30 protein-coding genes are annotated in these 25,262 nt (G+C 65.6%); 21 read left to right on the plus strand and 9 right to left on the minus strand.

Translation table 11 applies throughout. The features are described from left to right. Positions 1 to 76 precede the first annotated feature (76 nt). Positions 77 to 796 (plus strand): Crp/Fnr family transcriptional regulator, encoded by a 720-nt coding sequence (locus ATE64_RS02185; RefSeq protein WP_058454551.1) that lies wholly within the window; start codon positions 77 to 79, stop codon positions 794 to 796. 114 nt (positions 797 to 910) lie between these two features. Continuing rightward, positions 911 to 1,093 carry a CsbD family protein gene (locus ATE64_RS02190; RefSeq protein ID WP_058454550.1) on the plus strand — a complete coding sequence of 61 codons (183 nt, stop codon included), beginning with the start codon at positions 911 to 913 and terminating at the stop codon, positions 1,091 to 1,093. 198 nt (positions 1,094 to 1,291) lie between these two features. Here the strand turns inward: ATE64_RS02190 and ATE64_RS02195 are convergent, their stop codons facing one another. The 4 genes from ATE64_RS02195 to ATE64_RS02210 form a co-directional block, all read right to left on the minus strand. Beyond that, positions 1,292 to 2,041 carry a hypothetical protein gene (locus ATE64_RS02195; protein ID WP_058454549.1) on the minus strand — a complete coding sequence of 250 codons (750 nt, stop codon included), beginning with the start codon at positions 2,039 to 2,041 and terminating at the stop codon, positions 1,292 to 1,294. Positions 2,042 to 2,127: 86 nt separating this feature from the next. After that, positions 2,128 to 2,574 (minus strand): DUF1330 domain-containing protein, encoded by a 447-nt coding sequence (locus ATE64_RS02200; RefSeq protein ID WP_058454548.1) that lies wholly within the window; start codon positions 2,572 to 2,574, stop codon positions 2,128 to 2,130. Further along, complete coding sequence (locus ATE64_RS02205; RefSeq protein ID WP_058454547.1) at positions 2,571 to 3,122, minus strand: GNAT family N-acetyltransferase; 552 nt, start codon at positions 3,120 to 3,122, stop codon at positions 2,571 to 2,573. The genes ATE64_RS02200 and ATE64_RS02205 overlap by 4 nt, the downstream gene beginning before the upstream one ends. A 160-nt stretch (positions 3,123 to 3,282) precedes the next feature. Continuing rightward, positions 3,283 to 3,681: a glycine zipper 2TM domain-containing protein gene (locus ATE64_RS02210; protein WP_058454546.1), complete on the minus strand. Its 399-nt coding sequence runs from the start codon at positions 3,679 to 3,681 to the stop codon at positions 3,283 to 3,285. A gap of 180 nt (positions 3,682 to 3,861) precedes the next feature. On the opposite strand from ATE64_RS02210, the gene ATE64_RS02215 reads away from it, so the two are divergent. Both ATE64_RS02215 and rarD read left to right on the plus strand, forming a co-directional pair. Beyond that, the gene (locus ATE64_RS02215) at positions 3,862 to 4,083 is read left to right on the plus strand and encodes a hypothetical protein (RefSeq protein ID WP_058454698.1); all 222 of its coding nucleotides are present in this window, start codon (positions 3,862 to 3,864) and stop codon (positions 4,081 to 4,083) included. Between the two features lie 19 nt (positions 4,084 to 4,102). After that, a complete protein-coding gene (rarD, locus tag ATE64_RS02220) occupies positions 4,103 to 5,020 on the plus strand; it encodes an EamA family transporter RarD (protein WP_058454545.1) in 918 nt (305 codons plus the stop codon). Between the two features lie 100 nt (positions 5,021 to 5,120). Here the strand turns inward: rarD and pyrC are convergent, their stop codons facing one another. Continuing rightward, positions 5,121 to 6,143: a dihydroorotase gene (pyrC, locus tag ATE64_RS02225; RefSeq protein ID WP_058454544.1), complete on the minus strand. Its 1,023-nt coding sequence runs from the start codon at positions 6,141 to 6,143 to the stop codon at positions 5,121 to 5,123. A gap of 59 nt (positions 6,144 to 6,202) precedes the next feature. Here pyrC and ATE64_RS02230 point away from each other — a divergent pair, with 59 nt between their 5' ends. From ATE64_RS02230 to ATE64_RS02245, 4 genes are read left to right on the plus strand one after another with little or no spacing between them, the layout of a single operon-like run. Beyond that, a complete protein-coding gene (locus ATE64_RS02230) occupies positions 6,203 to 6,931 on the plus strand; it encodes a folate-binding protein YgfZ (protein WP_058454543.1) in 729 nt (242 codons plus the stop codon). An 11-nt stretch (positions 6,932 to 6,942) separates the two neighbouring features. Beyond that, the gene (locus ATE64_RS02235; RefSeq protein WP_156416426.1) at positions 6,943 to 7,554 is read left to right on the plus strand and encodes a hypothetical protein; all 612 of its coding nucleotides are present in this window, start codon (positions 6,943 to 6,945) and stop codon (positions 7,552 to 7,554) included. Between the two features lie 40 nt (positions 7,555 to 7,594). Then, entirely contained in the window at positions 7,595 to 8,143 is a 549-nt protein-coding gene (locus ATE64_RS02240) for a TIGR02281 family clan AA aspartic protease (RefSeq protein ID WP_058454541.1), read from the plus strand. Positions 8,144 to 8,196: 53 nt separating this feature from the next. After that, positions 8,197 to 8,868, plus strand: a complete 672-nt coding sequence (locus ATE64_RS02245) for an MBL fold metallo-hydrolase (RefSeq protein WP_058454540.1) — start codon at positions 8,197 to 8,199, stop codon at positions 8,866 to 8,868. Between the two features lie 6 nt (positions 8,869 to 8,874). Here the strand turns inward: ATE64_RS02245 and ATE64_RS02250 are convergent, their stop codons facing one another. Further along, positions 8,875 to 9,315 (minus strand): MAPEG family protein, encoded by a 441-nt coding sequence (locus ATE64_RS02250; RefSeq protein WP_082657542.1) that lies wholly within the window; start codon positions 9,313 to 9,315, stop codon positions 8,875 to 8,877. A gap of 430 nt (positions 9,316 to 9,745) precedes the next feature. On the opposite strand from ATE64_RS02250, the gene rpmF reads away from it, so the two are divergent. The 5 genes from rpmF to ATE64_RS02275 all read left to right on the plus strand — a co-directional run bounded on the left by rpmF (position 9,746) and on the right by ATE64_RS02275 (position 12,819). Further along, positions 9,746 to 9,922: a 50S ribosomal protein L32 gene (gene rpmF / locus ATE64_RS02255; RefSeq protein ID WP_053553947.1), complete on the plus strand. Its 177-nt coding sequence runs from the start codon at positions 9,746 to 9,748 to the stop codon at positions 9,920 to 9,922. Positions 9,923 to 9,944: 22 nt separating this feature from the next. Then, the gene (gene plsX, locus ATE64_RS02260; RefSeq protein WP_058454539.1) at positions 9,945 to 10,979 is read left to right on the plus strand and encodes a phosphate acyltransferase PlsX; all 1,035 of its coding nucleotides are present in this window, start codon (positions 9,945 to 9,947) and stop codon (positions 10,977 to 10,979) included. Continuing rightward, positions 10,976 to 11,941, plus strand: coding sequence for a beta-ketoacyl-ACP synthase III (locus ATE64_RS02265; RefSeq protein ID WP_058454538.1), 966 nt, complete (start codon positions 10,976 to 10,978; stop codon positions 11,939 to 11,941). The genes plsX and ATE64_RS02265 overlap by 4 nt, the downstream gene beginning before the upstream one ends. 177 nt (positions 11,942 to 12,118) lie before the next feature. Next, the gene (locus ATE64_RS02270) at positions 12,119 to 12,412 is read left to right on the plus strand and encodes an integration host factor subunit alpha (protein WP_058454537.1); all 294 of its coding nucleotides are present in this window, start codon (positions 12,119 to 12,121) and stop codon (positions 12,410 to 12,412) included. A gap of 14 nt (positions 12,413 to 12,426) precedes the next feature. After that, the gene (locus ATE64_RS02275; protein ID WP_058454536.1) at positions 12,427 to 12,819 is read left to right on the plus strand and encodes a MerR family transcriptional regulator; all 393 of its coding nucleotides are present in this window, start codon (positions 12,427 to 12,429) and stop codon (positions 12,817 to 12,819) included. A 274-nt stretch (positions 12,820 to 13,093) separates the two neighbouring features. Here the strand turns inward: ATE64_RS02275 and ATE64_RS21920 are convergent, their stop codons facing one another. Beyond that, on the minus strand, positions 13,094 to 13,261 hold the full coding sequence (locus ATE64_RS21920) for a hypothetical protein (protein ID WP_167541730.1): 168 nt from the start codon (positions 13,259 to 13,261) through the stop codon (positions 13,094 to 13,096). Between the two features lie 253 nt (positions 13,262 to 13,514). Between ATE64_RS21920 and ahpC the strand changes: the two genes are divergently transcribed. From ahpC to ATE64_RS22305, 3 genes are all read left to right on the plus strand, one after another. Then, positions 13,515 to 14,078, plus strand: coding sequence for an alkyl hydroperoxide reductase subunit C (gene ahpC, locus ATE64_RS02280; RefSeq protein ID WP_058454535.1), 564 nt, complete (start codon positions 13,515 to 13,517; stop codon positions 14,076 to 14,078). Between the two features lie 131 nt (positions 14,079 to 14,209). Beyond that, positions 14,210 to 15,793, plus strand: coding sequence for an alkyl hydroperoxide reductase subunit F (ahpF, locus tag ATE64_RS02285; protein WP_058454534.1), 1,584 nt, complete (start codon positions 14,210 to 14,212; stop codon positions 15,791 to 15,793). Positions 15,794 to 16,044: 251 nt separating this feature from the next. Continuing rightward, a complete protein-coding gene (locus ATE64_RS22305) occupies positions 16,045 to 16,173 on the plus strand; it encodes a hypothetical protein (RefSeq protein WP_269433189.1) in 129 nt (42 codons plus the stop codon). Here ATE64_RS22305 and ATE64_RS02290 read toward each other — a convergent pair. After that, positions 16,170 to 17,069, minus strand: a complete 900-nt coding sequence (locus ATE64_RS02290) for an AraC family transcriptional regulator (protein ID WP_058454533.1) — start codon at positions 17,067 to 17,069, stop codon at positions 16,170 to 16,172. The two genes, ATE64_RS22305 and ATE64_RS02290, sit on opposite strands and share 4 nt — an antisense overlap. 96 nt (positions 17,070 to 17,165) lie before the next feature. Between ATE64_RS02290 and ATE64_RS02295 the strand changes: the two genes are divergently transcribed. Then, on the plus strand, positions 17,166 to 17,906 hold the full coding sequence (locus ATE64_RS02295) for an SDR family oxidoreductase (RefSeq protein ID WP_058454532.1): 741 nt from the start codon (positions 17,166 to 17,168) through the stop codon (positions 17,904 to 17,906). Here ATE64_RS02295 and glpD read toward each other — a convergent pair. After that, a complete protein-coding gene (gene glpD, locus ATE64_RS02300) occupies positions 17,903 to 19,420 on the minus strand; it encodes a glycerol-3-phosphate dehydrogenase (RefSeq protein WP_058454531.1) in 1,518 nt (505 codons plus the stop codon). The two genes, ATE64_RS02295 and glpD, sit on opposite strands and share 4 nt — an antisense overlap. A gap of 183 nt (positions 19,421 to 19,603) precedes the next feature. Here glpD and zwf point away from each other — a divergent pair, with 183 nt between their 5' ends. The 4 genes from zwf (at position 19,604) to ATE64_RS02320 (ending at position 25,192) form a co-directional block, all read left to right on the plus strand. Next, a complete protein-coding gene (gene zwf / locus ATE64_RS02305; RefSeq protein WP_058454696.1) occupies positions 19,604 to 21,007 on the plus strand; it encodes a glucose-6-phosphate dehydrogenase in 1,404 nt (467 codons plus the stop codon). 95 nt (positions 21,008 to 21,102) lie between these two features. Beyond that, positions 21,103 to 22,944, plus strand: a complete 1,842-nt coding sequence (gene edd / locus ATE64_RS02310; protein ID WP_058454530.1) for a phosphogluconate dehydratase — start codon at positions 21,103 to 21,105, stop codon at positions 22,942 to 22,944. After that, complete coding sequence (gene eda / locus ATE64_RS02315; protein ID WP_058454529.1) at positions 22,941 to 23,561, plus strand: bifunctional 4-hydroxy-2-oxoglutarate aldolase/2-dehydro-3-deoxy-phosphogluconate aldolase; 621 nt, start codon at positions 22,941 to 22,943, stop codon at positions 23,559 to 23,561. The genes edd and eda overlap by 4 nt, the downstream gene beginning before the upstream one ends. Before the next feature lie 62 nt (positions 23,562 to 23,623). Continuing rightward, complete coding sequence (locus tag ATE64_RS02320; protein ID WP_058454528.1) at positions 23,624 to 25,192, plus strand: HAD-IB family hydrolase; 1,569 nt, start codon at positions 23,624 to 23,626, stop codon at positions 25,190 to 25,192. Positions 25,193 to 25,262: the final 70 nt, after the last annotated feature.

Consider the following 25,262-nt stretch of genomic DNA (forward strand, 5'->3'; position numbering starts at 1 on the left):
CGTCCAGTCTGTCATCCTGCCGACAATCTGCTGGGAATTTTATCGCGCGAGCCTAAGGTCGCCGGGGGAGAAGGCGATGGCGACGAAGGCGCATCCATGGTCGCAGGACGAACGCGAAGCTGCGCTTCGCCGCTGTCCGCTCTTCGCGTGCTGGCCCGAGGTGCGGATCGCCGAACTCGCCGCAATCGCGCGCGCCGAATTCTACCCGCGCGGCACCGAAATCTTCGCCCATGATCCCGAAAGGCGCGAGGCGTTCGTCATCGCCTCGGGCGAGGTCGAGGTCAGCCGCGGGTCGGCGGAGGGCAAGAAATTCGTGCTCGGCATCAACGGCGCTCCGCAGATCCTCGCGATCGTCCGGCTGCTTACTGATCCGCCGATCCGCTATGATTATCGCGCTTATGAGGAGAGCGTCCTGTTGCACCTGCCCGCTGATGGCCTTGCCGCGATCCTCGATGCCGAACCGATGCTGTGGCGCGACGTCGCCTTGCTGATGTGCGCGCGGCACGGCGACAGTCTGCGGCTGCTCGGCGACCATAATCTGGGGTCGCTCGACCAGCGGATGGCGGCGACGCTCGTCGACCTAGCGCGCATCCACGGGACCGCAGGCGGACCGGGGATCGAACTCGGCCTCCGCCTGCCGCAGGAACAACTCGGGGCGATGCTGGGCGTCACGCGGCAGAGCGTGAACAAGCTGCTCCGCGGTTTCGAGGCAGCGGGGCTGATCGCGATATACTATAACCGCATCACGATCCGCGACCCGGCGGCGCTCGACGCGATCGCAGAAGGCGGCGACTGACTGGTTATCCTTTGTAAAGAACGCTTTGTCCCACGCCCCGGGAACATCATGCCGTTCCTGCAGGTTGTACCCTTGAGAAGCGGCTCCCCGCCTCTTCGAACAAGGAGAACCCCCGTGGGTGAACTGAAGGACAAATCCAAGGGCCTCGCGAACGAGGCGATTGGCAACACCAAGCAGGCGATCGGCAAGGCGACCGACAACGAGCGCCTTCGCGCCGAAGGCGAAGCGCAGGAACGCAAGGGCGAAGCCCAGAATCTGAAGGGCAAGGTTGCCGGAGCGCTCGGCGACAAGATCTGACGATCATGTGCCGTCACGCATGAACAAGGCCCCGGGGTTCCCCCTCCCCCGGGGCCTTTTCACTTTATCACTTGTTCCTCGCTGCCGCGCGGCGGTGGGGCCATCCTAAGGATGGTGGAGGGGTGAGAGGAACCAGTCCCTCCGTCAGCGCTTCGCGCTGCCACCTCCCCATGGCTTCGCCACAGGGAGGATCCTATATTATTGTCCTCCCGACGCGACGAGGTCGACATCGGTCATGCCGCCGTCGCGGCGCAGCATCACGACATAGGCAAGGTCGCCCTTCGTGCCGCCGAGCATATGCTCATTGCCGCGCACGCGGTGATCGCTGGTGTAGCCGGCGCGGATCGCCATCGTGTGATAATAGTCGAGCACGCCCTGGATCGAGGCGGCGGTCTGGAAGTTGACGACGCGGATGTTGCACTTGCCGCCGGCGACGCCTGCGGCCTCGCGCAGCGTCGCGCGCGGATAGAGCTTGAACGCGGCGGGCAGGCGATTGGCCCACTGGTTGCCATAGGTCAGCTTCGCATCGCAGCTGCCCTTTTGCTGGTCGCGTGCGAGGGCGCCGATCGTGACCGGGCGCTTGGCGTCGCAGTCGGCGCCGCAATTTTCCTCGAACGCCAGCGCCTTGGGCGCCTGTAGCAATTTGCCGGCTTTCAGCGCGGCGGCGGCCTCGGCGGCGGTCGCCGCCTTGCCCGCCGCGATACCCGGCGCGCCGCCATCGACCGGCCGGTTGCCCGGACCCGCGGCGTTGCGGTTCGCCTGACCGGTCAGCTTCGGGTCGACCATGATCTTGTCTTCGAGCGCACCCTTCACCGCCGGGTCGGCGTCGGTCAGCCCGTCGTCGAGCGGCTTGAGGTCGGCCTTGGCATCCGGATTGTCACGGCACCCCGCGAGCGGTGCCGTCGCGATCAGCAGGCCGGCGACCAGCCATTTTCCGCGCACCATCATAGCTAACACTCCCTTAATATCCCCTTGGGAATGCCCGATCCTGGTTAAAAAGGCTCAAATAAAATGCGTTAATGCGTAACCCTTTGTTATCCGAAAACTGTGCCGGAGCGAGACGGAAGCAGTCCCGGCGCGGTGCGGATCAGCCGCGACGTTTCGACCGCGGCCTGCCGGTGGACCACCGCCTGACGATAGACGGGATCGGTGACCATCTCCATGAAGGCGCCGCTGTTCGGATATTCGGCGACGAACATCGCGTCCCATTTCTCGCCCTCGGGGCCGATCAGCATCGCCTCCATCGACCCGCGCCAGACGATGCTGCCGCCCACGCGCTGGAACACCGGGCCGCTGTCCAGACCATAGTTCGCATAGGCTTCGGCGCCGCTCAGGCCTCTGCCGGCGAGCGGATGATCGTCGGGATATGTCGCCTCGTCCTTGAAGCGGACGAGGTTCAGCATGTGGATTTTCGTGTCGCGCGGCAGCGCCTTGAAGGCGTCGAACTGCGCGCGTTCGGGGTCGACATGCTTGTCGCTCATGGCTGGAACTCCTTGCGTTTGATGCGCCAGGCGTCGGCGCTCTGCGTCCAGGCGTCGACGGGCGCCTGTTCGAACGGCGCGGGGAGGCGCGTCGGCCCGCTGTTCGTCGCGCCGAGGCGAATGGCAAGCGCCTGCGACCGGGCATTTGCGGGGTCGATGCTGTGCATCAGTTCCGGCCATTTCAGGAATTCGACCGCGAAGTCGCACGCCGCGACCGCGCCCTCGAAGGCATAGCCCTTGCCGGCGAATTTGGCGCGGACGCCGTAGGCGATCTCGGGCGCGGGCCAGCCGTCGGGTTCCCATGGGCCGAGCCGCCCGACCCATTCGCCGCTGTCGCGCTCGATCACCGAAAACATCGAAAAGCCTCGGATGTGCCACGCGCCCGCCAGCGTGCACCATTGCCGCCACGCGGTCGAGCGCGGGCAGGTGCCGCCGATGAAGCGCATCGTGGTTTCTTCGGTGCACATTTCGGCGAAGCCGTCGAAATCCTCTGGCGCGGGCGGACGGAGGATCAGCCGCTCGGTCACGAGCAGGGGGCCGTTTAGCATTTTTCTCTCCCGCAGCAGTCGGCGACGCTTTTGCGGGAAGACGAGGGGAACGGCAAGAGGATGCGCTTGAGGGCGCCGGCGATTAACCGGCGCCCTCTCCATCACGGGGTGCAGGTGGAGGGGTCTCGGACCCACACCCGCGACGGGTCAGCGATTTCGTTTAGCGGCAGCGATATTTGTCGCGGTCGATCTCGCGGCCGAGCAGCGCGCCGCCCGCGGCGCCGAGCACCGTGCCGAGCAGCTTGTCGCCATTGCCCGCGATCTCGTGACCCGCGAGACCGCCGACGGCGCCGCCGATCAGCAGGCCGGTCGTGCCGTTATCCTTCTTGCAGCGATAGCGGCCGTCGCTGCCACGCCAGATGCGCGTGTCGCCGTTGATGCGCTGGTCGCGCGAGGCGTAATAGCGGCGATCCTTCTTGCGATAGAAATTCGCGCCTTCGTCGGCCTTGCTATAGCGCTGCGCCGGGACCGCGCCCGACAGACCGGCATAGGCCGGGGCGGTGCCGACGACACTCGCGGCAACGAGCACACCCATCAGGCCCTTGGTCAGAATACGCATCTTTTTTCCTTTCCTGGTTTCGACGCCTCCTTCCCGCCAGGGACCGGGCGCTTCGAGGGGAAGAACGAGCAGGGTCCACCGGGCGTTGCATGAACGGCAGGCAACAAGACGAAGCGAGCCTGACCGTCGATGAACCGAAACTGGCTTGAAGGGTGGCATGAGGCGTGCGACAGTGGCCACATGCTCAATATCGCCTCGCTCGTCATCGGCGTCATCGCGCTGGTTTTGGCCGTTTTTGCCTTCATCCCGCTGCTTGGCTGGGCGAACTGGGTGATCGTGCCTTTTGCGGTCGTCGGCCTCGCGCTCGGCGCCATGTCGGACCGTACCGCGGGGCGGAACCTCAATATCGTCGTCATCGTCATCGGCATCGTCCGGCTGATGCTTGGCGGCGGCCTCATCTGATCCAGGGCGGCGGCGCGTCATGAACACGGCACCAGCCCCCGCGGGGAGCCACGAAGGCGGGCTGCCCTACGCGCTCGCGGCCTATGGCATCTGGGGCTTCGTCCCGCTCTTCTTCAAGCTGCTGAGCAGTGTCCCGCCGGTCGAGGTGCTCGCGCAGCGCATCCTCTGGTCGCTGCCGCTCTGTTTCCTGATCATGGCGTTCCGGCGGCAGATCGGCGAGTATCTGGCGGTGCTGCGCGACTGGAAGGTGCTGCGGCTGCTGCTCGCGAGTTCGGTGCTGATCGCGGTCAACTGGCTTGTCTATATCTATGCGATCTTTACCGATCATGTGCTCGCGGCGAGCCTCGGCTATTATCTGAACCCGCTGGTCAATGTGATGCTGGGAATGGTCTTTCTGGGTGAGCGACTGTCGCGGATGCAGATGCTGGCGGTTGTCATTGCCGGGGTCGGCGTCGCGATCCTGCTTGCGGGCGCGCTCGACACGCTGTGGATCAGCCTGACGCTCGCGCTGACCTTCGGCATCTATGGGCTGCTGCGCAAGATTGCGCCAGTGGGATCGCTGCCCGGCCTGTCGGTGGAGACCACAGTGCTGTTGCTTCCTTCGCTTGCTGTCGCCGGCTATTATCTCGCGGCTGGCGACGGGCGCGGCTTCGGGTCGGAAAATTCGATCAGCCTGCTGCTGATGGCGGGCGGGGTGGTGACCGCGGTGCCGCTGCTGCTCTTTGCGACCGCAGCGCGGAGGATGAGCTATGCCGCGCTGGGCTTCGTCCAGTATATGGCGCCGACGATCCAGTTCCTGCTCAGCCTGTTCGTCTTCGACGAACCGCTGAAACCGGTGCAGCTCGCCTGTTTCCTGCTGATCTGGGTCAGCATCGCGGTGTTCAGTTTCGACATGTGGCGCAAGATGCGTGCCGACCGGATGATGCCCGCGGCTTAGCGCCGCCGATTGCCTTCTTCGTCATGCCGGACCTGATCCGGCATCCACCGCGGCGCCGCAGTCATGTACCCCGGATCAAGTCCGGGGTGACGAAAGAAAATTAGACAAGCTTCCAGCCCAGAGTTTCGCCCGCGTGGAAGGGCACGACTTCGCCGATCGTGTCCGGCACGACCGTCGCGCCGCGTTCGAGCGTGATGGTGCCTCCGTTCAAGGGCAGGCCGTAGAAGTTCGGGCCATGCTCGCTGGCGAAACCCTCGAACTTGTCGAGCGCGCCTTCCTCGTCGAACACCGCGATATAGCTTTCGAGCGCATAGGGCGCGTTGAAAATGCCGGCGCAGCCGCAGGCAGCTTCCTTTGTGTGCACCGCGTGCGGCGCGCTGTCGGTGCCGAGAAAGAATTTGGGCGACCCCGACACCGCGGCGGCGCGAACCGCGAGCCGGTGCTGTTCGCGCTTCGCGACGGGCAGGCAATAGGCGTGCGGGCGGATGCCGCCGACGAGCATAGCATTGCGGTTGATGTGAAGATGCTGCGGCGTGATCGTCGCGCCGACGTTGGCGGGCGCGCTCTTGACGAAATCGACCGCCTCCGAGGTGGTGATATGCTCGAACACGATCTTGAGCTCGGGCAACCGCGTCACCAGCGGCGCGAGCGTGCGGTCGATGAACACCGCCTCGCGGTCAAAGATGTCGATGTCATGGTCGGTGACTTCGCCGTGGATCAGGAGCGGCATGCCGATCTCGGCCATGCGTTCGAGGACGCCCATGATGTTCGCGACGTCGGTGACGCCGTGCGCGCTGCCCGTGGTCGCGTGCGCGGGGTAGAGCTTCGCCGCGGTAAACACCCCCGCAGCATGGCCGCGCGCCATCTCGTCGGCGTCGCTGCTGTCGGTCAGATAGGCGACGATCAGCGGCGTGAAGTCATATTCGGCCGGAACGGCGGCGCGGATGCGGTCGCGATAGGCTTCGCCCTCGCTCGCGGTCGTCACCGGCGGCGACAGGTTCGGCATGATGATCGCGCGCGCGAACTGGCGCGCGGTATAGCGCGCGACATGCTCGAGCATCGCGCCGTCGCGAAGGTGGACATGCCAGTCGTCGGGGCGGCGGATCGTCAGGCGGTCGGTCATCGGGAGACTCACGAGCAAGTGGGGCTTGGCTTTGGCTGGGGCGTCCCTAGATTATCGGCATGGCCAATACCACCCTCAACGACCGCGCCCTCATTCGTCTTTCGGGCGAGGATGTCCGGGGCTTTCTGCAGGGACTCGTCACCAACGATGTCTCGGGCAATCTGCCTGTCTGGACGGCGCTGCTGACCCCGCAGGGGAAAGTGCTGTTCGATTTCCTGATCTGGGGCGACGAAGGCGACGTGCTGATCGACTGTGAGGCCGACGCCGCGGAAGCGCTAGCGAAGCGGTTAACCCTCTATCGCTTGCGCCGCGCGATCACGATCGGGCGCGAGGAAGGGCTTGCCGTGCATTGGGCGAAGGAAGGCGACCTTGGCGTCGTCGATCCGCGCCTTTCCGATCTCGGCCAGCGTTGGCTGGCGCCCGCCGACGAGGGCAAGGGCGCCGATGCCGCATGGAAGGCGCATCGCCTGTCGCTCGGTGTCACCGAAGGGCGCGCCGAACTCGGTGACGGGACGACGCTCTGGCTCGAATGCAATGCCGCCGAGCTGAATGGCGTCAGCTTCACCAAGGGCTGCTATGTCGGGCAGGAAAATACCGCGCGGATGAACTGGCGGCAAAAGGTCAATCGCCGCCTTTTCGTTGTGCCGGTTGCCGAAGCCGACGAAAAGCGGCAGGTCGTGGCCTGGCCCAACCTCGGCTGGTCGGTCGAGCATCGCCGGGTCGAGGCGATCGCTCCGGCCGCCGCGCCTTACTGGATGCGCGAGGCCTTGACCGCGGCCGGCTCATGACAGGTACAGGCATGCGTGCTAATCTCCCCGCCATGCGCGCCCTGCTGATCCCGTCGGCGCTTGTCGCCGCCTTCATCGCCACGCCGGCCGCCGCGGAAAGCGGCTGTGTGGCTCCTGCCGCCACGGACAGCGCCCCGCTGATCGCGATCGAACCCGAAGCGGCGACCGAACCTGCGCGCCTTGCTCCGCTCGCGCCGGATTCGCCGTGGCGCGCGCGCTTCGAGGCGGCGGCGGATGACCTGCTCCCCGCGCTCCGTTCGGGCGCCTGGCAGCCGCTCTTCGGCGGTCGCTGGCTCGGCGAGGCCGACCGGCAGGCGACCGCGACGCTGCTCGCCGACAAATGCGCGGCCTTCGCTCCGCTCCTCGCCTCCGGCAACCCGCTCGAACGCCGCATCTTCGGCTGGACCGTTCCCGCGAGCTATTCGCTTGCCGATCGTGCGGAGATCGCAGCGCGGCCCGAGGCGGAGGCGCTCGTCTGCTGGTCGGCGGCGGGCGGGAGGAGCTGGCCTGCCACCGTTGCCGAGGCCGACAATAGCGCCGGGCGGCCTTATGCCTGCGCGCGCATCGCCTATTCGATGCGCGGCGGCGTGCCGCGCTGGCGCGCCTTCGTCGAGCGCGGCTGACTTAACCATTCCCCAACCCCGATCTGCGACAAGCGGCCGCATGTTGGGGCGCTTCGTTACCTTTGCCGTCATCGTCGTGGCGGGCTCGGTGGGTCTGGTGGGCTTTGCCGACCGGCCGTCTGCCGAGGCGCCCGCCGCCAAACATGCCAATCAGAGCAACTTCACGACACAAAAGCGCGGGCAGAGCAGCTGGTCCTCATCGGCGCCGGCCGGCGGGTCGCATTCGGGCGAGGCGCGTCTCACCCGGGCGCCCGACTCGCATTTCTATGCCGATGTCGAGATCGACGGGCGGCAGGTTCGCATGATGGTTGACAGCGGCGCGTCAATGATTGCGCTGACCCGCCGCGATGCCGAGGCGGTCGGCATCGATGTCGACCGGCTGCCCGTCGGCGACATGGCGCAGACCGCGGGCGGGCAGGTGCCGATGCGTATCACGACGCTGCGCAGCGTCGAGGTCGACGGCATCGAGGTTCGCGATGTGCAGGCCGCGGTGATCGACGCCGACATGGGCGTTTCGCTGCTCGGCCAGAGCTATCTGGCGAAATTGGGCAAGGTGAATGTCGAGGGCGACACGATGACGCTGCGATAGGCGCGGAACCTCGCGGACTTGCCATCTTCGTCGCATTTCCCCACATCGGGGACATGAATGCTCCCAATCCTCCGCTCAAGGCCGCCATCGTCCCGGTCACCGCTTTCCAGCAGAATTGCACCCTGCTCTGGTGCACCGAAACCAACAAGGGCGCGCTCGTCGATCCCGGCGGCGATCTGCCCAAGCTGCGCGAGGCGATCCGCCAGACGGGAGTCGAGATCGAGAAGATCCTCGTCACCCACGGCCATATGGACCATTGCGGGCAGGCCGGTGTGTTCGCGAAGGAGCTTGGCGTGCCGGTCGAGGGGCCGCATGAGGACGACCGCTTCTGGATCGAGGGCCTGGCGACCGCGGGCGAACGCTTCGGCATGGAGGGCGAGCCGTTCGAGCCCGACCGCTGGCTGGTCGACGGCGACAAGGTGACCGTCGGCAATCTCGAGATCGACGTCATCCATTGCCCCGGCCACACGCCGGGCCATGTCGTCTTCTATCACCGCCCGTCGAAGCTCGCGATCGTCGGCGACGTGCTGTTCCAGGGCTCGATCGGCCGCACCGACTTTCCGCGCGGCAATCATCAGCAACTGCTCGATTCGATCACCAAAAAGCTGTGGCCGCTCGGCGGCGACACCATCTTCCTGCCCGGCCATGGCGCGCACAGCAGCTTCGCGCAGGAGCGGCGTACCAATCCTTATGTAAGCGACATGGCTATGGGGACGGCAGGCTAGACCCGTCTATTTCGGCGCAGCGACTTCGGTTTCGACGATCTTCGTCGCGGTGACGCTGGTAGGGGTCAGATAGACGATCGCGAGCGCCGTGATCGCGAGGCCGAGCTGTGTCAGCATCGTGATCACCGTTCCAGCCATGCGGCCCCACATCATGCCGTCCATCCCGAGCGCGTGAAGAATGCGGCCCACCAGATAAAGCGCGCCGACGCCCCACAGCCACATCGACGAGCCGACGCCGAGTTCGACCAGCGCGAGCAGAATCAGCACGAAGGCGGTGTTTTCGACGAAATTGCTGTGCGCCCGCATCCGGCGCGTGAGCGCGTCGTTGCCCCCGTCGCCGATAAAGACCTTTTCCTTGGTCCGCACGCGTCCCACGCGGACGCTGAGCCACAGGTTGAGCAAGGCCGCCCCCGCGGCGATCGTCAGGCTGATCGGCAAGATAATCATGATGGCTTCCCCCCTTGTCGTTGGCCGGTATTCCGGCGGTGACGAAGCTGTGGCATCGCGGGCGGGGGAGGGCAAGGGGCGCCTGTATCGCTTCGTCATCCCGGACCCGATCCGGGATCCACGGCGGCGCTGAGGGCACGGACCCCGGATCAAGTCGCCCGAGCCGCGCGTCTCGTTCGAGAGTGACGAAGAAAGGGTCTTGATCCCGTATCGCCTCGGGGGTTGCCTTTGCGGGCAAAAACGCTATAGCCGCGCCCGATCCGGCACCCGACACCAACAGGCGTTGAGGCACCCTCCGGCGGACGTTTTTCTGTCTCTTATCAGGCGGAAACGACCCTCGCACGGCGGGCGGGCCAGTCATTCCCGGCAACGGGGGCGACATGTCCGGGTTCGCCGATTCGTATAAACAGTTCAGAATGCAGGATATAAAATGGCCGTTCCCAAGCGAAAAACCTCGCCCTCGAAGCGCGGTATGCGTCGTAGCCACGACAGCCTGAAGGTCGAAGCCTTTCAGGAATGCCCGAACTGCGGCGAGCTGAAGCGCCCGCACAATCTTTGCAACGCCTGCGGTCACTACAATGGCCGCGAAGTGGTGGCTGGCGCCTAAGACCTAGCCGGAGAGCGTTCGGATGAGCCTCACACCGCGAATCGCGATCGATGCGATGGGCGGTGACGTCGGCGTGCGCATGATGCTCGCCGGCGCCGCTATGGCGCGCCACAAGCACGATGGCCTGCGCTTTATCCTCGTCGGCGACGAGGGACAGATCAAGGCCGCGCTCGAAAACCACCCGAACCTGCGCGCCGCGTCGGATATCATCCACACCGATGGTGTCGTGACCGGCGAGGACAAGCCCAGCCAGGCGATCCGCAAGGCGAAGAGCACCTCGATGGGGCTCGCGATCGACGCGGTGAAGCGCGGCGACGCCGGTGGCGCGGTGTCGGCGGGTAATACCGGCGCGCTGATGGCGATGGCCAAGCTCGCGCTGCGTACGATGCCGGGGATCGACCGCCCTGCGCTCGCGGCGCTGCTCCCGACGCTTGGCGACAACGACGTCGTCATGCTCGACCTGGGCGCGAACACCGAATGCGACGCCAATAATCTTGTGCAGTTCGCGGTCATGGGCGCTGCCTACGCGCGTACCGCGATGGGGCTCGAACGCCCGCGCGTAGCGCTGCTCAACATCGGTACCGAGGAGCTCAAGGGCACCGACGAGATCCGCGATGCCGCAGCGCTGCTGCGCGAGGCCCACGGGCTGCCGATGCAGTTCACCGGCTTCATCGAGGGCGACAAGCTGTCGCGCGGCGACGTCGACGTCATCGTCCACGATGGTTTCTCGGGCAATATCGCGCTGAAGACGATCGAGGGGACGGCGCGCTTCGTCACCGACCTCCTGCGCCGCGCCTTCACCTCGTCGACGCGCTCGAAGATCGGCTTCCTGATCTCGCGCCCGGCGACCGAGTTGCTGCGTCATCACCTTGATCCGAACAACCACAATGGCGCCGTGTTCCTCGGCCTCAATGGCGTCGTGCTCAAGAGCCACGGCAGCGCCGACGCGAAGGGCGTTGCGAATTGCGTCCACCTCTGCGCCGAACTGATCGAGAAGGATATTACGCGTCAGGTGACCGAGGATCTCGCGAATTTCCGCAGCGGCGACGCGGCATGACGCTTCGCGCCATTCTGGCCGGCACCGGCTCGGCTTTGCCGCGTACCCGCGTTTCGAACGAAGAACTGGCGAAGCGCGTCGACACCAGCGACGAATGGATCGTCGAGCGCACCGGCATCCGCTTTCGCCATATCGCCGAACCCGACGAGACGACCGCGACGCTCGGCGCCGACGCGGCGAAGCAGGCGCTGGCGGCCGCCGGGCTCCAGCCCGCGGACATCGGCCTCATCATTGTTGCAACCGCGACCCCCGACAACACCTTCCCGGCGAGCGCCACGAAGGTGCAGGCGATCCTCGGCGCGCCCGACTGCATCGCTTTCGACGTCGCCGCGGTCTGCTCGGGCTTCCTCTACGCCGTATCGGTCGCCGACTCGATGCTGCGGACCGGCGCCGCGAAACATGCGCTCGTCATCGGCAGCGAAACCTTCAGCCGCATCCTCGACTGGGAGGATCGCACGACCTGCGTGTTGTTCGGCGACGGCGCGGGCGCGGTCGTGCTCTCGGCCGAGGACGTCGAGGACGATCGCGGCATATTGGCGACGCGCCTCCACGCGGAGGGCAAATATACCGACATGCTCTATGTCGACGGCGGTCCGTCGACCACGGGCACCGTTGGCCACGTCCGGATGCAGGGCCGCGAGGTATTCCGCCATGCCGTCACCAACCTCGCCGCTGTGCTGGGCGAGGTGCTGGAGGATGTCGGACTCTCGGCGCACGACATCGACTGGGTCGTCCCGCACCAGGCGAACAAGCGGATCATCGATGCGACCGCGAAGAAACTCGGCCTTCCTGCCGAGCGCGTGGTGCTGACCGTCGATCAACATGCGAACACCTCCGCGGCTTCGGTTCCGCTCGCGCTCGACCTTGCGGTGCGCGACGGGCGGATCAAGCGCGGCGACCTTGTCGTCCTCGAAGCGATGGGTGGCGGCTTTACCTGGGGCGCGGCGATCCTGCGCGTCTGACGGCACCCGACGGGCGAGTCGGGCTTCGGAACACGCCCGTCGCATCAACTCTTCGCTCCATCCATTTCAGTTTGGCGGATTTATTCGCTTTTGTTACATATGCGTCCGGGACTCGTGATGGTGGGGGCCTTCCGGGAACCTTTGTTTGCATCTGCTTCAGGAGGGGAAGGGAACATCATGACAGCCGGGACACTTACGCGGGCGGACATCGCGGCGAAGATAAACCAGCAGATCGGCCTGTCGCGCAACGAATCGGCCGCGATCGTCGAATCGATTCTCGATCACATGTCGGATGCGCTGGCGGGCGGACAGAATGTGAAGATTTCGGGCTTCGGCACCTTCGTTCTGCGCGACAAGGCGCAGCGGATCGGCCGCAATCCCAAGACCGGCATCGAGGTGCCGATCCTGCCGCGGCGGGTGATGACCTTCCGCGCCAGCCAGACGATGCGTGCGCGCGTTGCCGGCAAATAACCCGGGCGCCGCCTATGGCTGATTTCGAGACCGAAACCGCTGGCAAGGCATCGGGTGCGATGCTTGCCATCGGCGAACTCGCCGACCGCATTGGCGTTCCGACGCATGTGCTCCGCTATTGGGAAACGCGCTTCCCGCAGCTTCGCCCGCTCCAGCGGTCGGGACGGCGGCGCTATTACCGCGCAGAGGACGTCGCGCTTGCCGAGCGCATCCATCATCTGTTGCACGAGAAGGGCTTTACCGTCGAGGGCGCGCGCAAGGCGCTGTCGGAGACGGGCGGGGCAGTGCGCGCCGAACCGATTTCGCCGACCGTTGCCATTCCCGTCGCGCCGGCAGCGGCTGGCGACGGCATCCCGGTCGAAGCCCTGATCGCGCTACGTCAACGGCTCGCCGCCGCGCTGGGCTGAGGCGCGCGGCGGCTATCGACAGGAAGCTGACCTATCTTTCATCGTCACCCTGAACTTGTTTCAGGGTCCATGGTCTGTCGTTTCCTTGGGCGCGGCGCCGGATGCCCGGCCATGGATGTTGAAACAAGTTCAGCATGACGAGAATTGAAAGGCTGGAAACCACCCCCAAGCCGACATCCCAATGGTGGCGCCCGAGCGCGAGGCGCAATCTAGGGCGCGGTAGCGAAACGCTCTGGCTCATCTTCGCTGGTTGCGGCGCGCCATTTTCGCGTGACTATTCGGTCGCCTGCTCTGCCCGCTTCAGCTTGCGCGCCTTCTGCTCGTGCTTGACCGCGGCCTCGCGCAGGCGGCGCGCGAGGAAGGGATCGTCGGATGCGTTCGCCTTCAGCCGCGCGACCCGCGCAAGCTGCTCATAATAGATCGAATCGCGAATCTGGTCCATTCGGGGACAGGTATCACGATGCTGTCACAAAGGGTCTAACGCAATTCCGCCGCTTTTATCCCGATTCGGGGCAGCCGCGACGGTGGAGGGGGCCGTGTCGGAATTTCTCCGACATCGACGGGCGCCGTCGCCGCCACCGCATCACAATCGCTCCGTGATCGATATTTTCGATCAAAGCTCACGATATTTTCGCTTTTCGCACTGCAGCAAACATGGCTAGGGGGAGCCTCCAACAACAAAGGAGCTCTCCCTAATGTCCGTTTTGAACACGACCCTGAAGCCATTCAAAGCCACCGCTTACAAGGACGGTAAGTTCGTCGACATCAGCGACGAGAGCGTGAAGGGCAAGTGGGCGGTCTTCTTCTTCTACCCTGCCGACTTCACCTTCGTCTGCCCGACCGAACTCGAAGATCTCGCCGACATCTACCCGACGCTCCAGAAGATGGATGTCGAGGTTTATGCCGTGTCGACCGACACGCATTTCAGCCACAAGGCCTGGCACGACACCTCGCCGGCAATCGGCAAAATCAACTACTACATGGTCGGCGACCAGAACCACAATCTGTCGAAGAATTTCGAGGTGCTGCGCGAAGGCGTCGGCCTCGCCGACCGCGGCACCTTCGTGCTCGACCCCAATGGCGAAATCCAGCTGCTCGAAATCACCCCCGAAGGTGTGGGCCGCAACGCCGCCGAACTGCTGCGCAAGATCAAGGCGCTGCAGTATTGGGTCAGCCACCCGGGCGAAGTCTGCCCCGCGAAGTGGGAAGAGGGCGCCGAAACGCTTGCGCCCTCGCTCGATCTCGTCGGCAAGATCTAAATAACAAAACCCGGTGGGCCTCTGCGAAAGCAGGGGCCCATCTCCGGCCGGCTCTATTTTGCACCGTCCGGGGATGGGCACCCGCCTTCGCGGGTGCACACGGATTTTCTAATCGAACAGGAGCTCTCCCCATGCTCGACGCCAATCTGAAGCAGCAGCTTCAAGGCCTCCTCACGAACCTTCGTGAACCGATCGAACTTATCTCGTCGCTCGGCGACGATGCCAAGTCGGCCGAGCTGGCGACCCTGCTCGACGACATCGCCGCGCTCTCGGACATGGTCAGCGTAACGCAGTCGGACGACGATGCGCGCCGCCCCAGCTTCCTGATCCGCCGCGCTAGCGACGCTAACGTCGCGGTGCGCTTCGCCGGCATCCCGATGGGGCATGAATTCACCTCGCTCGTCCTCGCGCTGCTGCAGGTCGGCGGCCACCCGCCGAAGGTCGCGCCCGAGGTTCTCGAGCAGGTCGCCGCGCTCGACGGCGACTTCCACTTCGAAACCTATTTCTCGCTGTCGTGCCAGAATTGCCCCGACATCGTGCAGGCGCTCAATCTGATGAGCGTCGTCAACCCGCGCATCACCCACACCGCGATCGACGGCGGGCTGTTCCAGGCCGAGGTCGAGGAGCGCAAGATCATGGCGGTGCCGACGATCTTCCTCAACGGCGAAACCTTCGGGCAGGGCCGCATGGAGCTCGAACAGATAATCGCGAAGCTCGACAGCGGCGCGGAAGCGAAGGCCGCCGAGAAGATCGCGGCGAAGGACGCATTCGACGTGCTCGTCGTCGGCGGTGGTCCCGCGGGCGCTGCGGCCGCCATTTATGCCGCGCGCAAGGGCATCCGCGTCGGGCTCGCCGCCGAACGCTTTGGCGGGCAGGTGCTCGACACGATGGGAATCGAGAATTTCATCTCGGTCCAGCACACCGAAGGCCCGAAGCTCGTCGCGCAGCTCGAACAGCATGTGAAAGACTATGACGTCGACATCATGAACCTGCAGCGCGCCGAAAAGCTGATCCCCGCGAAGACCGAGGGCGGCCTCCACGAGATCAGGCTCGCGAGCGGCGCGTCGGTTAAGGCGCGCACCGTCATCCTCTCGACCGGCGCGCGCTGGCGCCAGCTCGGCGTGCCGGGCGAGGACCAGTATCGCAACAAGGGGGTGGCTTACTGCCCGCACTGCGACGGCCCGCTCTACAAGGGCAAGCGCGTCGCGGTGATCGGCGGCGGCAACAGCGGCGTCGAGGCGGCGATCGACCTCGCAGGGTTGGTCGCGCACGTCACGCTGATCGAGTTCGACAGCCAGCTTCGCGCCGACGCGGTGCTCCAGCGCAAGCTTGCGAGCCTGCCGAACGTCAAGATCATCACCTCGGCGCTTACTACCGAAGTGCTCGGCGACGGCGAGAAGGTCACGGGCCTCAGCTACAAGGACCGCAACAAGGACGAACTGCACCAGGTCGAACTCGAAGGCGTGTTCGTTCAGATCGGCCTCGTCCCCAACACCGAATGGCTGAAAGACAGCGTCACCCTCTCGCGCCACGGCGAGATCGAGGTCGACCATCGCGGTGAGACGAGCCAGCCCGGCATCTTCGCCGCGGGCGACTGCACGACCGTGCCCTACAAGCAGATCGTCATCGCGATGGGCGAGGGGTCGAAGGCGGCGCTGTCGGCGTTCGACTACATGATCCGCCTGCCGGTGGAAGCCGAAGCCGAGGCGGCCTGATAAATCCTCCCTGTGGCGAAGCCATGGGGAGGGGGACCGCTCGCAAGGCGAGTGGTGGAGGGGCGTACGTCGCGTAATGGCCCCTCCGTCAGCGCTTCGCGCTGCCACCTCCCCATGCCTACGGCACAGGGAGGATTTTCTTTTATCGTCATGCCGGACTTGATCCGGCATCCATTTGCGGCGCAATGTCGCGTGGGCCCCGGATCAAGTCTCACGAGCCACCTGGCTCGTTCGAGGGAGACGAGGTTGTAATGGCCGAAAAGAAGAACCCACCCGCCCCGATCCCGCGCTGCCGTTTCGAGGAACTGGCCGAGCGCGAGAACCGGCTGCGCGAGGAAGCGGCGCGCAAGCCGAAGAAGCCCGCGCGCAAATCCGGCTAACCCGCCATCATCGCATAACGTTTCGGCGGCATCCCGACCTGCCGCGTGAACGCCGTGCTGAACGCGCTCGCCGACCCATAACCCACGCGTTCGGCAATCACGTCGAGCTTGCCCGCGCGGCGGCGCAGCATGTCCTTGGCCATGCTCATCCGCCAGCCCTGAACATATTCCATCGGCGGCACCCCGACGATGCGTGCGAAGCGGTCGAAGAATGCCGAACGCGACAGCGCCGCTTCCTTCGCCAGCGCCGCGACGGTCCACGGCCGCGCGGGTTCTTCATGGATACAGCGGATCGCGCCGGCCAGCCGCGCATCGGCCAGCCCGCGCAGCAATCCCGGCGGTGCATCGTCGCTGCCGACCGCGCGCAACGCCTCGACCAGCAGCACTTCGACCAGCCGCGCGAGCACAAGGTCGCGTCCCGGCCGCTCCTCGCCGGTTTCGTCGCGCACCATCTGGACGAGCGCCGAAAGCCGTTCGGCGCTGCGCAAATGGATGATCCCCGGAAGCTGCGACACCAGCATCCCGGCGTCGGGCGATGCGAACAGGAAATAGCCGCCGAGCATCCGTACGTCGGGCGGCCCGTCCTGCCGCCCGTGGCGCACCTCGCCGGTCACGCCGATGCTCGCATGAGGGTCGAAGGTTGCCGGCTCGACGGGTTCGAAGCCCGAGTGGGTGAAGCCGGGAGTCGCGGGCAGCAGAACGAAATCGCCCGCTTCGAGCGTGATCGGTTCCGCGCCGTCGACCGCGAGGCGGCACGATCCTTCGAGCACGGTGCAGAAACTCGGATGCCCGAACGCCGAATAGCGCACCGCCCAGCGGCCCGCGCCGCTGATCCCTTTGGAAAAGACCGTACTCGGGCGTAGCAGCGCGATGAGATCGGACAAGGGGTCGAGCATATCAGGACGATCTATAATGAAATATGGATTGCATATTATAGATAGTCTGGATGGCGCTGACTAGATGCTTTTCATCGCCATCTGAAAGGACGAAAGATGAAAACCATCCTGATCACCGGCAGCTCGTCGGGCTACGGCCTCGAAACCGCCCGCCACTTCCTTGCCAGGGACTGGAATGTTGTCGCTACGATGCGCACCCCGCGTCTCGACCTCTTCGACACGTCCGACCGTCTCCGCGTCCTGGCGCTCGACGTCACCGACGTCGACAGCATCGCGTTGGCGATCGAGCTTGCGGGACCTATCGACGTGCTCGTCAACAATGCCGGCATCGGCCTGTTCGGCGCGCTCGAGCATTCGCCGATGGCGAAGATCCGCGACGTCTATGCGACGAACACGCTCGGCACGATCGCGATGACGCAGGCGGTGATCCCACAGATGCGCGAACGGGGCTCGGGGACGATCATCAACGTGACGTCGTCGGCGACGCTCGCGCCGTTCCCGCTCGCGGCAGCCTACACAGGCAGCAAGACCGCGATCCAGGGATTCACCGGCAGCCTCGCCCATGAACTCGCGCCACTCGGCATGTCGGTGAAGCTCGTCGAGCCGGGCTACGGCCCGACGACCGCGTTCGCGGCGAACACCGACATCAAGCTCGAGGATGTGCTGCCCGAACCCTATGGCAGCTATGCCGCGCCGATCCTCGCCGGAATGGCCGAACCGGCGCTGTTCACGACCGAGGGCGATGTCGCCGAAGCGGTGTGGGCGGCGGTGCATGACACGAGCGGCAGGTCACACTTCCCGGCGGGCGCCGACGCACTGGCGCTGGTGGCGGCCTAGGCCGGCTGCGAGAGCGGCCGCTTGGCCTCCAGCCAGGCGGCCAGCTTCGCCACCTCCGCCTCGTTGAACAGCAGCCCCAGCTTGCTGCGCCGCCAGAGGATATCGTCGACGTCGCGCGCCCATTCGTGGGTCATCATCCACTCGACCTCGGCGGCGCTGAGGCCGTGGGCGATCTCGCCGCCGAGCGCGTCCCAATCCTCGGCCTTGCCGAGCCATTGGGCCGCGTCGGTGCCATAGGCCTTGACGATCCGGTCGACGGTCGCCGAGGACAGGAAGGGGTGGGCGAGCTTGTAGCGGGCCCGCAACGCAGCGGCGCCGCTGGTCGGGAAGGTTCCGCCCGGCAGCGGCGCCTTCGCGGTCCAGCGTTTGCCCGACAGCACGCCCAAATGCTCCGCGAGCTTGTCGACCGCATGTTCGGCGACATGGCGGCAGCTGGTGATCTTGCCCCCATAAATGGTGAGCAAAGGCGCGCCCTCGTCGGTGTCGAGGTCGATCCGGTAGCCGCGCGTTGCCGCCTCGGGCTTGCCCGACCCGTCCTCGATCAGCGGCCGCACCCCCGAATAGCTCCAGACCACATCGGTCGGGACGACGGGCACTTCGAAATATTGGCTCGCGCCCTCGCAGAGATATTCGATCTCGTCGGCGCTTGCGTGAATATCGGCGAGCGCGCCGTCATGGTCCTGGTCAGTGGTGCCGATCAATGTGAAATCGCGCTCATAGGGAATCGCGAAGAAGATGCGCCCGTCGGGAAGCTGGAAGAAATAGGCATAGTCGTGCTCGAACTTCCGGCGCACGACGATGTGCGACCCGCGCACCAGCCGCATCTTGTAGTCGGGCGGTGCCGAGGCGCGGCCGAGCACGTCGAGGACCGCCGGGCCCGCTGCATTGACAAGGCTCTTGCCCGTGAAGCGATAGCTGTGCCCGCGATCGTCGCTCGCCTCGACCACCCACAGCCCGTCCTCGACGCGCATCAGGTCGGCGCGGGTGTGCGTCTTGACCCGCGCACCGCGATCGGCGGCATCGCGTGCGTTGAGCAGCACCAGCCGCGCATCGTCGACCCAGCCGTCCGAATATTCGAAGGCCTTCACATATTGCGATTGCAACGGTTCGCCGGCGACATGGCGCCGCAGATCGACCGAACGCGTCGCGGGCAGCTTCTTGCGTCCGCCGATATGGTCGTAGAGGAACAGGCCGAGCCGCAGCAGCCAGCGCGGGCGCAGCCCCTCGCGATAGGGCAGGACGAAGCGCAGCGGCCAAATGATGTGCGGCGCGATGCTCCACAGGATTTCGCGTTCCTTCAGCGCCTCGCGCACCAGTCCGAATTCATAATGTTCGAGATAGCGCAGCCCGCCGTGGATCAGCTTGGTCGAGGCCGACGAGGTACCGCGCGCGAGGTCGCCCGCTTCGAGCAGCAGCACGCGTGCGCCGCGCCCCGCGGCGTCGCGCGCGACCCCCGCGCCATTGACACCGCCGCCGACGACGATGACATCATAGGGGAGGGCGCTGTCGGGCATGGCCGCTCCCTAAGGCAAGTGTGGCGATTTTGCCAAGCGCAGACATCGTATGCGGCTTACGTATGCGCGTTGCATTCGCTGGGGGCATCCTCCAATTCTGAAAAGCTATCCAAGGGGACCCAAGTGAGCGTGAAAGTCGAGACCCTGATCCTGTTCGGCGCAACGGGCGACCTTGCGCAGCGGATGCTCTTTCCCTCGCTCTATAACCTTCACGTCGACGGGCTGCTTGCCGACGAGTTGACGATCATCGCCTCGGGCCGGTCGCAGATGGAGCGTAGCGGCTGTCATGCGATGGTACGCGAAGCGCTGGTCGACCATCTTCCCGCCGACCGGCTCGATGACGGTCACGTCGCGAGTTTCCTCGAGCGCATCGATTATTGTTCGGTCGATGCCGGTGCGGGGACCGGTTATGACGCGCTCGCGGCGCAGCTCGGCGACCGGCTCGGCCGGACGATCGGTGCCTATCTCTCGACCCCGCCGTCGATGTTCGGTCCCATCGCGCAGGGGCTGAAAGCTGCGGGCATCGCTTGCGCCGAATGCCGTATCGCGATGGAAAAGCCGATCGGCCACGATCTCGCCTCCTCGCGCGAGGTGAATGAACAGGTCGGCGACGCCTTCGCCGAGGACCATGTATTCCGCATCGACCATTATCTCGGCAAGGAAACGGTCCAGAACCTTCTCGCGCTGCGCTTCGCGAACATGCTCTTCGAACCGCTGTGGAACGCGCAGGCGATCGATCATGTCCAGATCACCGTCGCCGAGACCGTCGGGCTCGAAGGCCGGGTCTCCTATTATGACGGGGTCGGCGCGCTCAAGGATATGGTCCAGAACCATATGCTCCAGCTGCTCGCGATCATCGCGATGGAGCCGCCGTCGAGCGTGTCGTCGACCGCGGTGCGCGACGAAAAGGTCAAGCTGCTGCGTTCCTTGCGGAAGCTGAATGCCGAGGATGTCAAGGCACACAGCGTGAAGGGCCAGTACACGAGCGGGGCGGTGAACGGCGCCGCGGTCGCGGGCTATGCCGACGAACTCGGGCATCCGTCGAACACCGAAACCTTCGTCGCGATCAAGGCTTTCATCGACAATTGGCGCTGGAAGGGCGTGCCTTTTTACCTGCGCACCGGCAAACGGATGCCGCAGCGCAAGTCGGAGGTGCTGATCCAGTTCAAGCCGGTGCCGCACAATATCTTCGCGCGCGTGGGCGCGGGCAAGCTCGACGCCAACAGCATGATCATCAATCTGCAGCCCGAAGAAAATATCCGGGTCAAGGTGATGGCGAAGCAGCCGGGGCTCGACCGCGACGGCGTGAAGCTCAAAGAGGTCACGCTCGACGTGTCGCTCTCGCACAGCTTCGAGGGCGAGCGCCGCCGCATCGCATACGAACGCTTGCTGCTCGATTTCATCGAGGGCGACCAGACCCTCTTCGTGCGCCGCGACGAGGTCGAGGCGCAGTGGCAGTGGATCGATTCGATCCGTGATGCCTGGGCGGCGGTCGACATGGCGCCGCAGAATTACACGGCGGGAAGCTGGGGGCCGTCGAGTGCAATCGCGCTGATCGAGCGCGACGGAGCGAGTTGGCATGACTGAGGCATACACGTCGCCCCCGCGAAGGCGGGGGCCGCTGGCAACCTTGCGCTGTGCCTATAGCGGCCCCCGCCTTCGCGGGGGCGACTAGGAAATATATGACTGATCTCCACCCAACCATCGTCCAGGTCACCGACCGCATCATAGAGCGCAGCAAACCCCGCCGCGCAGCCTATCTCGAGCTGATGGAGCGACAGCGCGAAGCGGGGACGAACCGCGGCAGCCTCTCCTGCGGCAACCTCGCCCACGGTTTCGCCGCCGCGGGCGACGACAAGCCCATCATCCGCGCGGGCGCCGCGATGAACATCGGCATCGTCACCGCCTATAACGACATGCTCTCGGCGCATCAGCCCTATGGCCGCTATCCCGAGCAGATCAAACTCTTCGCGCGCGAGGTCGGCGTCACCGCGCAGGTCGCGGGCGGCGTTCCCGCGATGTGCGACGGCGTGACGCAGGGGCAGGCGGGCATGGACCTGTCGCTCTTCAGCCGCGACAATATCGCGCAGGGCACCGCAATCGCGCTCAGCCATGCAATGTTCGAGGGCGCGCTGCTGCTCGGCATCTGCGACAAGATCGTCCCCGGCCTCCTCATCGGCGCTTTGCGCTTCGGCCACCTGCCGCAAATCCTGATTCCCGCCGGACCGATGCCCTCGGGCCTTGCGAACAAGGAAAAACAGCGCGTCCGCCAGCTCTATGCCGAGGGCAAGGCGAGCCGCGACGAGCTACTGGAGGCTGAGGCGGCGAGCTATCATGGCGCCGGCACCTGCACCTTCTACGGCACCGCGAACAGCAACCAGATGATGATGGAGCTGATGGGGCTGCATATCCCCGGCAGCGCCTTCACCAACCCCGGCACCAAGCTCCGTCAGGAACTGACACGCGCCGCGACGCACCGGATCGCCGAGATTGGCTGGGACGGCGACGATTACCGGCCGCTGGCGCGCTGCATCGACGAAAAGGCGATCGTCAACGCCGCGATCGGCCTGCTCGCCACCGGCGGCTCGACCAATCATGCGATCCACCTGCCCGCCATTGCGCGCGCAGCGGGGATCATCATCGACTGGCAGGATTTCGACGAATTGAGCCACGCAGTACCGCTGCTCGCGCGCGTGTATCCGAACGGCGCGGGCGACGTGAACAATTTCCACGCCGCCGGCGGGATCGGCTATGTCGTGCGCGAATTGCTCGGGGCGGGCTTGCTCCATGGCGATGTGCTGACCGTCGGCGGGACGATGGCCGACTATGCCGCCGAGCCCGTGCTTGTGAACGACGAACTTCACTGGCAGGCCGCCCCTGTCGAGAGCCGCGACGATACGATGCTGCGCCCCGTTTCGGCGCCTTTCTCGCCCGACGGCGGGATGCGGCTGCTCGCGGGCAATCTCGGGCGCGCGATCATCAAGACGAGCGCGGTGGCCGAGGATCGCTGGACGATCGAGGCGCCGTGCCGCATCTTCGACGACCAGAATCAGGTGCTGACCGCGTTCAAGGCGGGCGAGCTCGACCGCGATGTCGTCGTCGTCGTCCGCTTCCAGGGGCCGCGCGCCAACGGCATGCCCGAATTGCACAAGCTGACCCCGGCGCTCGGCGTGCTGCAGGACAAGGGGTACCGCGTCGCGCTGCTCACCGACGGGCGCATGTCGGGCGCGAGTGGCAAGGTGCCTGCGGTGATCCACCTCTCGCCCGAAGCGCTGCCGGGCGTTGATGGCATCAGCGGTCCGCTCGCATATCTGAAGGATGGCGACATCGTCCGCGTCTGCGCCCGCAACGGCGAGGTGCTCGCGCTCGTCGATCCCGCCACCTGGGCCGCACGCACCCCCGCCGCCGCCCCGCCGCCCGCTCTCGGCGTCGGCCGCGAGCTGTTTGCCCTGTTCCGCCATCATGCCGACGAAGCCGAAAAGGGCGGGTCGGCCATCCTTGCTGCCATGGAGTCCGTCATTTGAGCCAGTCGATCGACCAGATCATGCGCCTCGCCCCCGTCATCCCGGTGATCGTGATCGACCGGGTCGAAGATGCGGTGCCGATGGCCGAAGCGCTCGTCGCGGGCGGATTGCCGGTACTCGAGGTGACCTTGCGCACCGCCGCCGCGCTCGACGCACTGACGGCTATGAAGGCGGTGAAAGGCGCGTTCGTCGGTGCGGGCACCGTGCTCGACCCCGCGATGCTGAACAGTGCGATCCACGCGGGCGCAGAATTCATCGTCTCGCCGGGCCTCACCGACACTCTCGGCAAGGCTGCGGTCGCAAGCGGCATTCCCTTCCTGCCCGGCACCGCCAACGCCGGCGACATCATGCGCGGCATGGACCTTGGCCTCTCGCGCTTCAAATTCTTCCCCGCGGCAACGAGCGGCGGCATCCCGGCGCTCAAGGCGCTCGCCGGACCCTTCGGAACCGCGCGCTTCTGTCCCACCGGCGGGATCAGCGCCGCGACCGCACCCGAATGGCTCGCGCTCGATGCGGTACTCTGCGTCGGCGGTAGCTGGATCGTCCCGTCGGGGCCGCTCGACCCGGCCCGGATCGAGGCACTTGCTCGCGAGGCATCGACGCTTTCGCGCCATTGATAAACGCCATCTTTACTGCCATCGTGCAGGGGAAAGCGGCAACATAGCCGTTTGGTGGGGAGATGCGCGTGCCGAGGCCGCAGCCGCATTTGGAAGAAGTTCTCGCGTCCGAACCCGGATCGCATATTGCCGCGCTCTTCGATTTCGATGGAACGATCATCTCGGGCTACTCCGCGACCGCGATGCTGCGCGAGAAATTCCAGCGCCGCGAAATGTCGATGGAGGAGATTGCCGAGACCGCGCAGGTCGTCGCGCAGCACAGCCTCGGCCAGATCGGTTTCTCGGGGCTGATGTCCGCCGCCGCCAAATTCATGAAGGGCGTCGACGAGGAAAGCTTCGTCGAGTTCGGCGAGGAACTCTACAAGAAGCATATCGCGCGCAAAATCTATCCCGAGACGCGCGCGATCATCGAGGCGCATCAGGCGAAGGGCCACCGTGTCGCGATCATTTCGTCGGCGACGATCTACCAGATCGAACCGACCGCGCGCGACCTTGGCATCACCGACATCAAATGCTCGGCCTATGAGATCGAGGATGGCGTCTTCACCGGCGAAATCATCCGCCCGCTCTGCTTCGGCGAGGGCAAGGTGCTCGCGGCGGAGGAACTCGCCGCAGAATATGGCCTCGATCTCGACCAGAGCTTTTTCTATTCGGACAGCGACGACGATATCGAACTGCTCGAGCGCGTCGGCAAGCCGCGCCCGCTCAACCCGAACATGAAGCTCAAGGGCATCGCCGACGAGCGGGGCTGGCCGGTCCAGCGTTTCGCAAGCCGGGGCACGCCGTCGTGGATCGACTATACGCGCACCATCTATGCGACCGGCTCGCTCGTCGGTGCCTTCGCCGCTGGCCTTCCGATCTGGGCGCTCACCCGCTCGCAGCGCGAGGCGGCGAATTTCTCGATCGGCCTGTTCGGCGATTTCGCGACCGCGATCACCGGCGTCGAGCTCGAGGTCGAGGACGAGCGCCATCTCTGGTCGTCGCGCCCGTGCATTTTCATCTTCAACCACCAGAGCAAGGCGGACGTGATGATCCTCGCCAAGCTCATCCGCCGCGACATGGGCGGGGTGGGGAAGAAGGAGATCAGGGATATCCCGATCCTCGGCAAGCTGATGGAATGGGGCGGCACCGTCTTCGTCGACCGCGCCGACGGCAAGAGCGCGATCAAGGCGATGGAACCGCTGGTCGATGCGATCCGCCACGAGGGCAAGTCGATCTGCATCTCCCCCGAGGGCACGCGCACGCTGACCCCGAAGCTCGCGCCGTTCAAGAAGGGTGCGTTCCACCTCGCGATGCAGGCGGGGGTGCCGATCGTCCCGATCGTGATTCACAACGCCACCGACGTCGCGCCGAAGAACGAGTTCGTGATGCGCCCAGCGACGGTGCGCGTCACCGTGCTGCCGCCGGTCGATACGTCGCAGTGGAGCGTCAAGACGCTGAACGACCATGTCCGCGACGTACGGAACATGTTCCTGCGCACGCTCGGCCAGCCGGAGGAAAGCGCGGCGGAATCGGTTGCAGCCGAGGCCCCGCCGCCCAAGCCGAAGGCCGAAAAGACCAAGCCGAAGAAGGCCGCCGAGAAGAAGCCTGCCTCCAGGAAAAAGGCGGCTGGAAAGGCGGCGAAGGGATGAGCGTTTATCTCCTTTCCGTTCGCATCGAGCGAAGTCGAGATGCCCATCGGCTTGACGCTCGCCATCGGGG

Origin of the sequence: Sphingopyxis sp. H073, assembly GCF_001468395.1 — a bacterium.
In the GTDB taxonomy this organism is placed as follows: Bacteria; Pseudomonadota; Alphaproteobacteria; order Sphingomonadales; family Sphingomonadaceae; genus Sphingopyxis.

Excerpts from the sequence above, each read along its gene's own strand:
- ATE64_RS02185 (WP_058454551.1), top strand. The coding sequence starts at position 77 with ATGGCGACGAAGGCGCATCCATGGTCGCAGGACGAACGCGAAGCTGCG.
- ATE64_RS02195 (WP_058454549.1), bottom strand. The coding sequence starts at position 2,041 with ATGATGGTGCGCGGAAAATGGCTGGTCGCCGGCCTGCTGATCGCGACG.
- ATE64_RS02200 (WP_058454548.1), bottom strand. The coding sequence starts at position 2,574 with ATGAGCGACAAGCATGTCGACCCCGAACGCGCGCAGTTCGACGCCTTC.
- ATE64_RS02205 (WP_058454547.1), bottom strand. The coding sequence starts at position 3,122 with ATGCTAAACGGCCCCCTGCTCGTGACCGAGCGGCTGATCCTCCGTCCG.
- ATE64_RS02210 (WP_058454546.1), bottom strand. The coding sequence starts at position 3,681 with ATGCGTATTCTGACCAAGGGCCTGATGGGTGTGCTCGTTGCCGCGAGT.
- ATE64_RS02215 (WP_058454698.1), top strand. The coding sequence starts at position 3,862 with ATGCTCAATATCGCCTCGCTCGTCATCGGCGTCATCGCGCTGGTTTTG.
- rarD (WP_058454545.1), top strand. The coding sequence starts at position 4,103 with ATGAACACGGCACCAGCCCCCGCGGGGAGCCACGAAGGCGGGCTGCCC.
- pyrC (WP_058454544.1), bottom strand. The coding sequence starts at position 6,143 with ATGACCGACCGCCTGACGATCCGCCGCCCCGACGACTGGCATGTCCAC.
- ATE64_RS02230 (WP_058454543.1), top strand. The coding sequence starts at position 6,203 with ATGGCCAATACCACCCTCAACGACCGCGCCCTCATTCGTCTTTCGGGC.
- ATE64_RS02235 (WP_156416426.1), top strand. The coding sequence starts at position 6,943 with ATGCGTGCTAATCTCCCCGCCATGCGCGCCCTGCTGATCCCGTCGGCG.
- ATE64_RS02240 (WP_058454541.1), top strand. The coding sequence starts at position 7,595 with ATGTTGGGGCGCTTCGTTACCTTTGCCGTCATCGTCGTGGCGGGCTCG.
- ATE64_RS02245 (WP_058454540.1), top strand. The coding sequence starts at position 8,197 with ATGAATGCTCCCAATCCTCCGCTCAAGGCCGCCATCGTCCCGGTCACC.
- ATE64_RS02250 (WP_082657542.1), bottom strand. The coding sequence starts at position 9,315 with ATGATTATCTTGCCGATCAGCCTGACGATCGCCGCGGGGGCGGCCTTG.
- rpmF (WP_053553947.1), top strand. The coding sequence starts at position 9,746 with ATGGCCGTTCCCAAGCGAAAAACCTCGCCCTCGAAGCGCGGTATGCGT.
- plsX (WP_058454539.1), top strand. The coding sequence starts at position 9,945 with ATGAGCCTCACACCGCGAATCGCGATCGATGCGATGGGCGGTGACGTC.
- ATE64_RS02265 (WP_058454538.1), top strand. The coding sequence starts at position 10,976 with ATGACGCTTCGCGCCATTCTGGCCGGCACCGGCTCGGCTTTGCCGCGT.
- ATE64_RS02270 (WP_058454537.1), top strand. The coding sequence starts at position 12,119 with ATGACAGCCGGGACACTTACGCGGGCGGACATCGCGGCGAAGATAAAC.
- ATE64_RS02275 (WP_058454536.1), top strand. The coding sequence starts at position 12,427 with ATGGCTGATTTCGAGACCGAAACCGCTGGCAAGGCATCGGGTGCGATG.
- ATE64_RS21920 (WP_167541730.1), bottom strand. The coding sequence starts at position 13,261 with ATGGACCAGATTCGCGATTCGATCTATTATGAGCAGCTTGCGCGGGTC.
- ahpC (WP_058454535.1), top strand. The coding sequence starts at position 13,515 with ATGTCCGTTTTGAACACGACCCTGAAGCCATTCAAAGCCACCGCTTAC.
- ahpF (WP_058454534.1), top strand. The coding sequence starts at position 14,210 with ATGCTCGACGCCAATCTGAAGCAGCAGCTTCAAGGCCTCCTCACGAAC.
- ATE64_RS22305 (WP_269433189.1), top strand. The coding sequence starts at position 16,045 with ATGGCCGAAAAGAAGAACCCACCCGCCCCGATCCCGCGCTGCCGTTTC.
- ATE64_RS02290 (WP_058454533.1), bottom strand. The coding sequence starts at position 17,069 with ATGCTCGACCCCTTGTCCGATCTCATCGCGCTGCTACGCCCGAGTACG.
- ATE64_RS02295 (WP_058454532.1), top strand. The coding sequence starts at position 17,166 with ATGAAAACCATCCTGATCACCGGCAGCTCGTCGGGCTACGGCCTCGAA.
- glpD (WP_058454531.1), bottom strand. The coding sequence starts at position 19,420 with ATGCCCGACAGCGCCCTCCCCTATGATGTCATCGTCGTCGGCGGCGGT.
- zwf (WP_058454696.1), top strand. The coding sequence starts at position 19,604 with ATGCTCTTTCCCTCGCTCTATAACCTTCACGTCGACGGGCTGCTTGCC.
- edd (WP_058454530.1), top strand. The coding sequence starts at position 21,103 with ATGACTGATCTCCACCCAACCATCGTCCAGGTCACCGACCGCATCATA.
- ATE64_RS02320 (WP_058454528.1), top strand. The coding sequence starts at position 23,624 with ATGCGCGTGCCGAGGCCGCAGCCGCATTTGGAAGAAGTTCTCGCGTCC.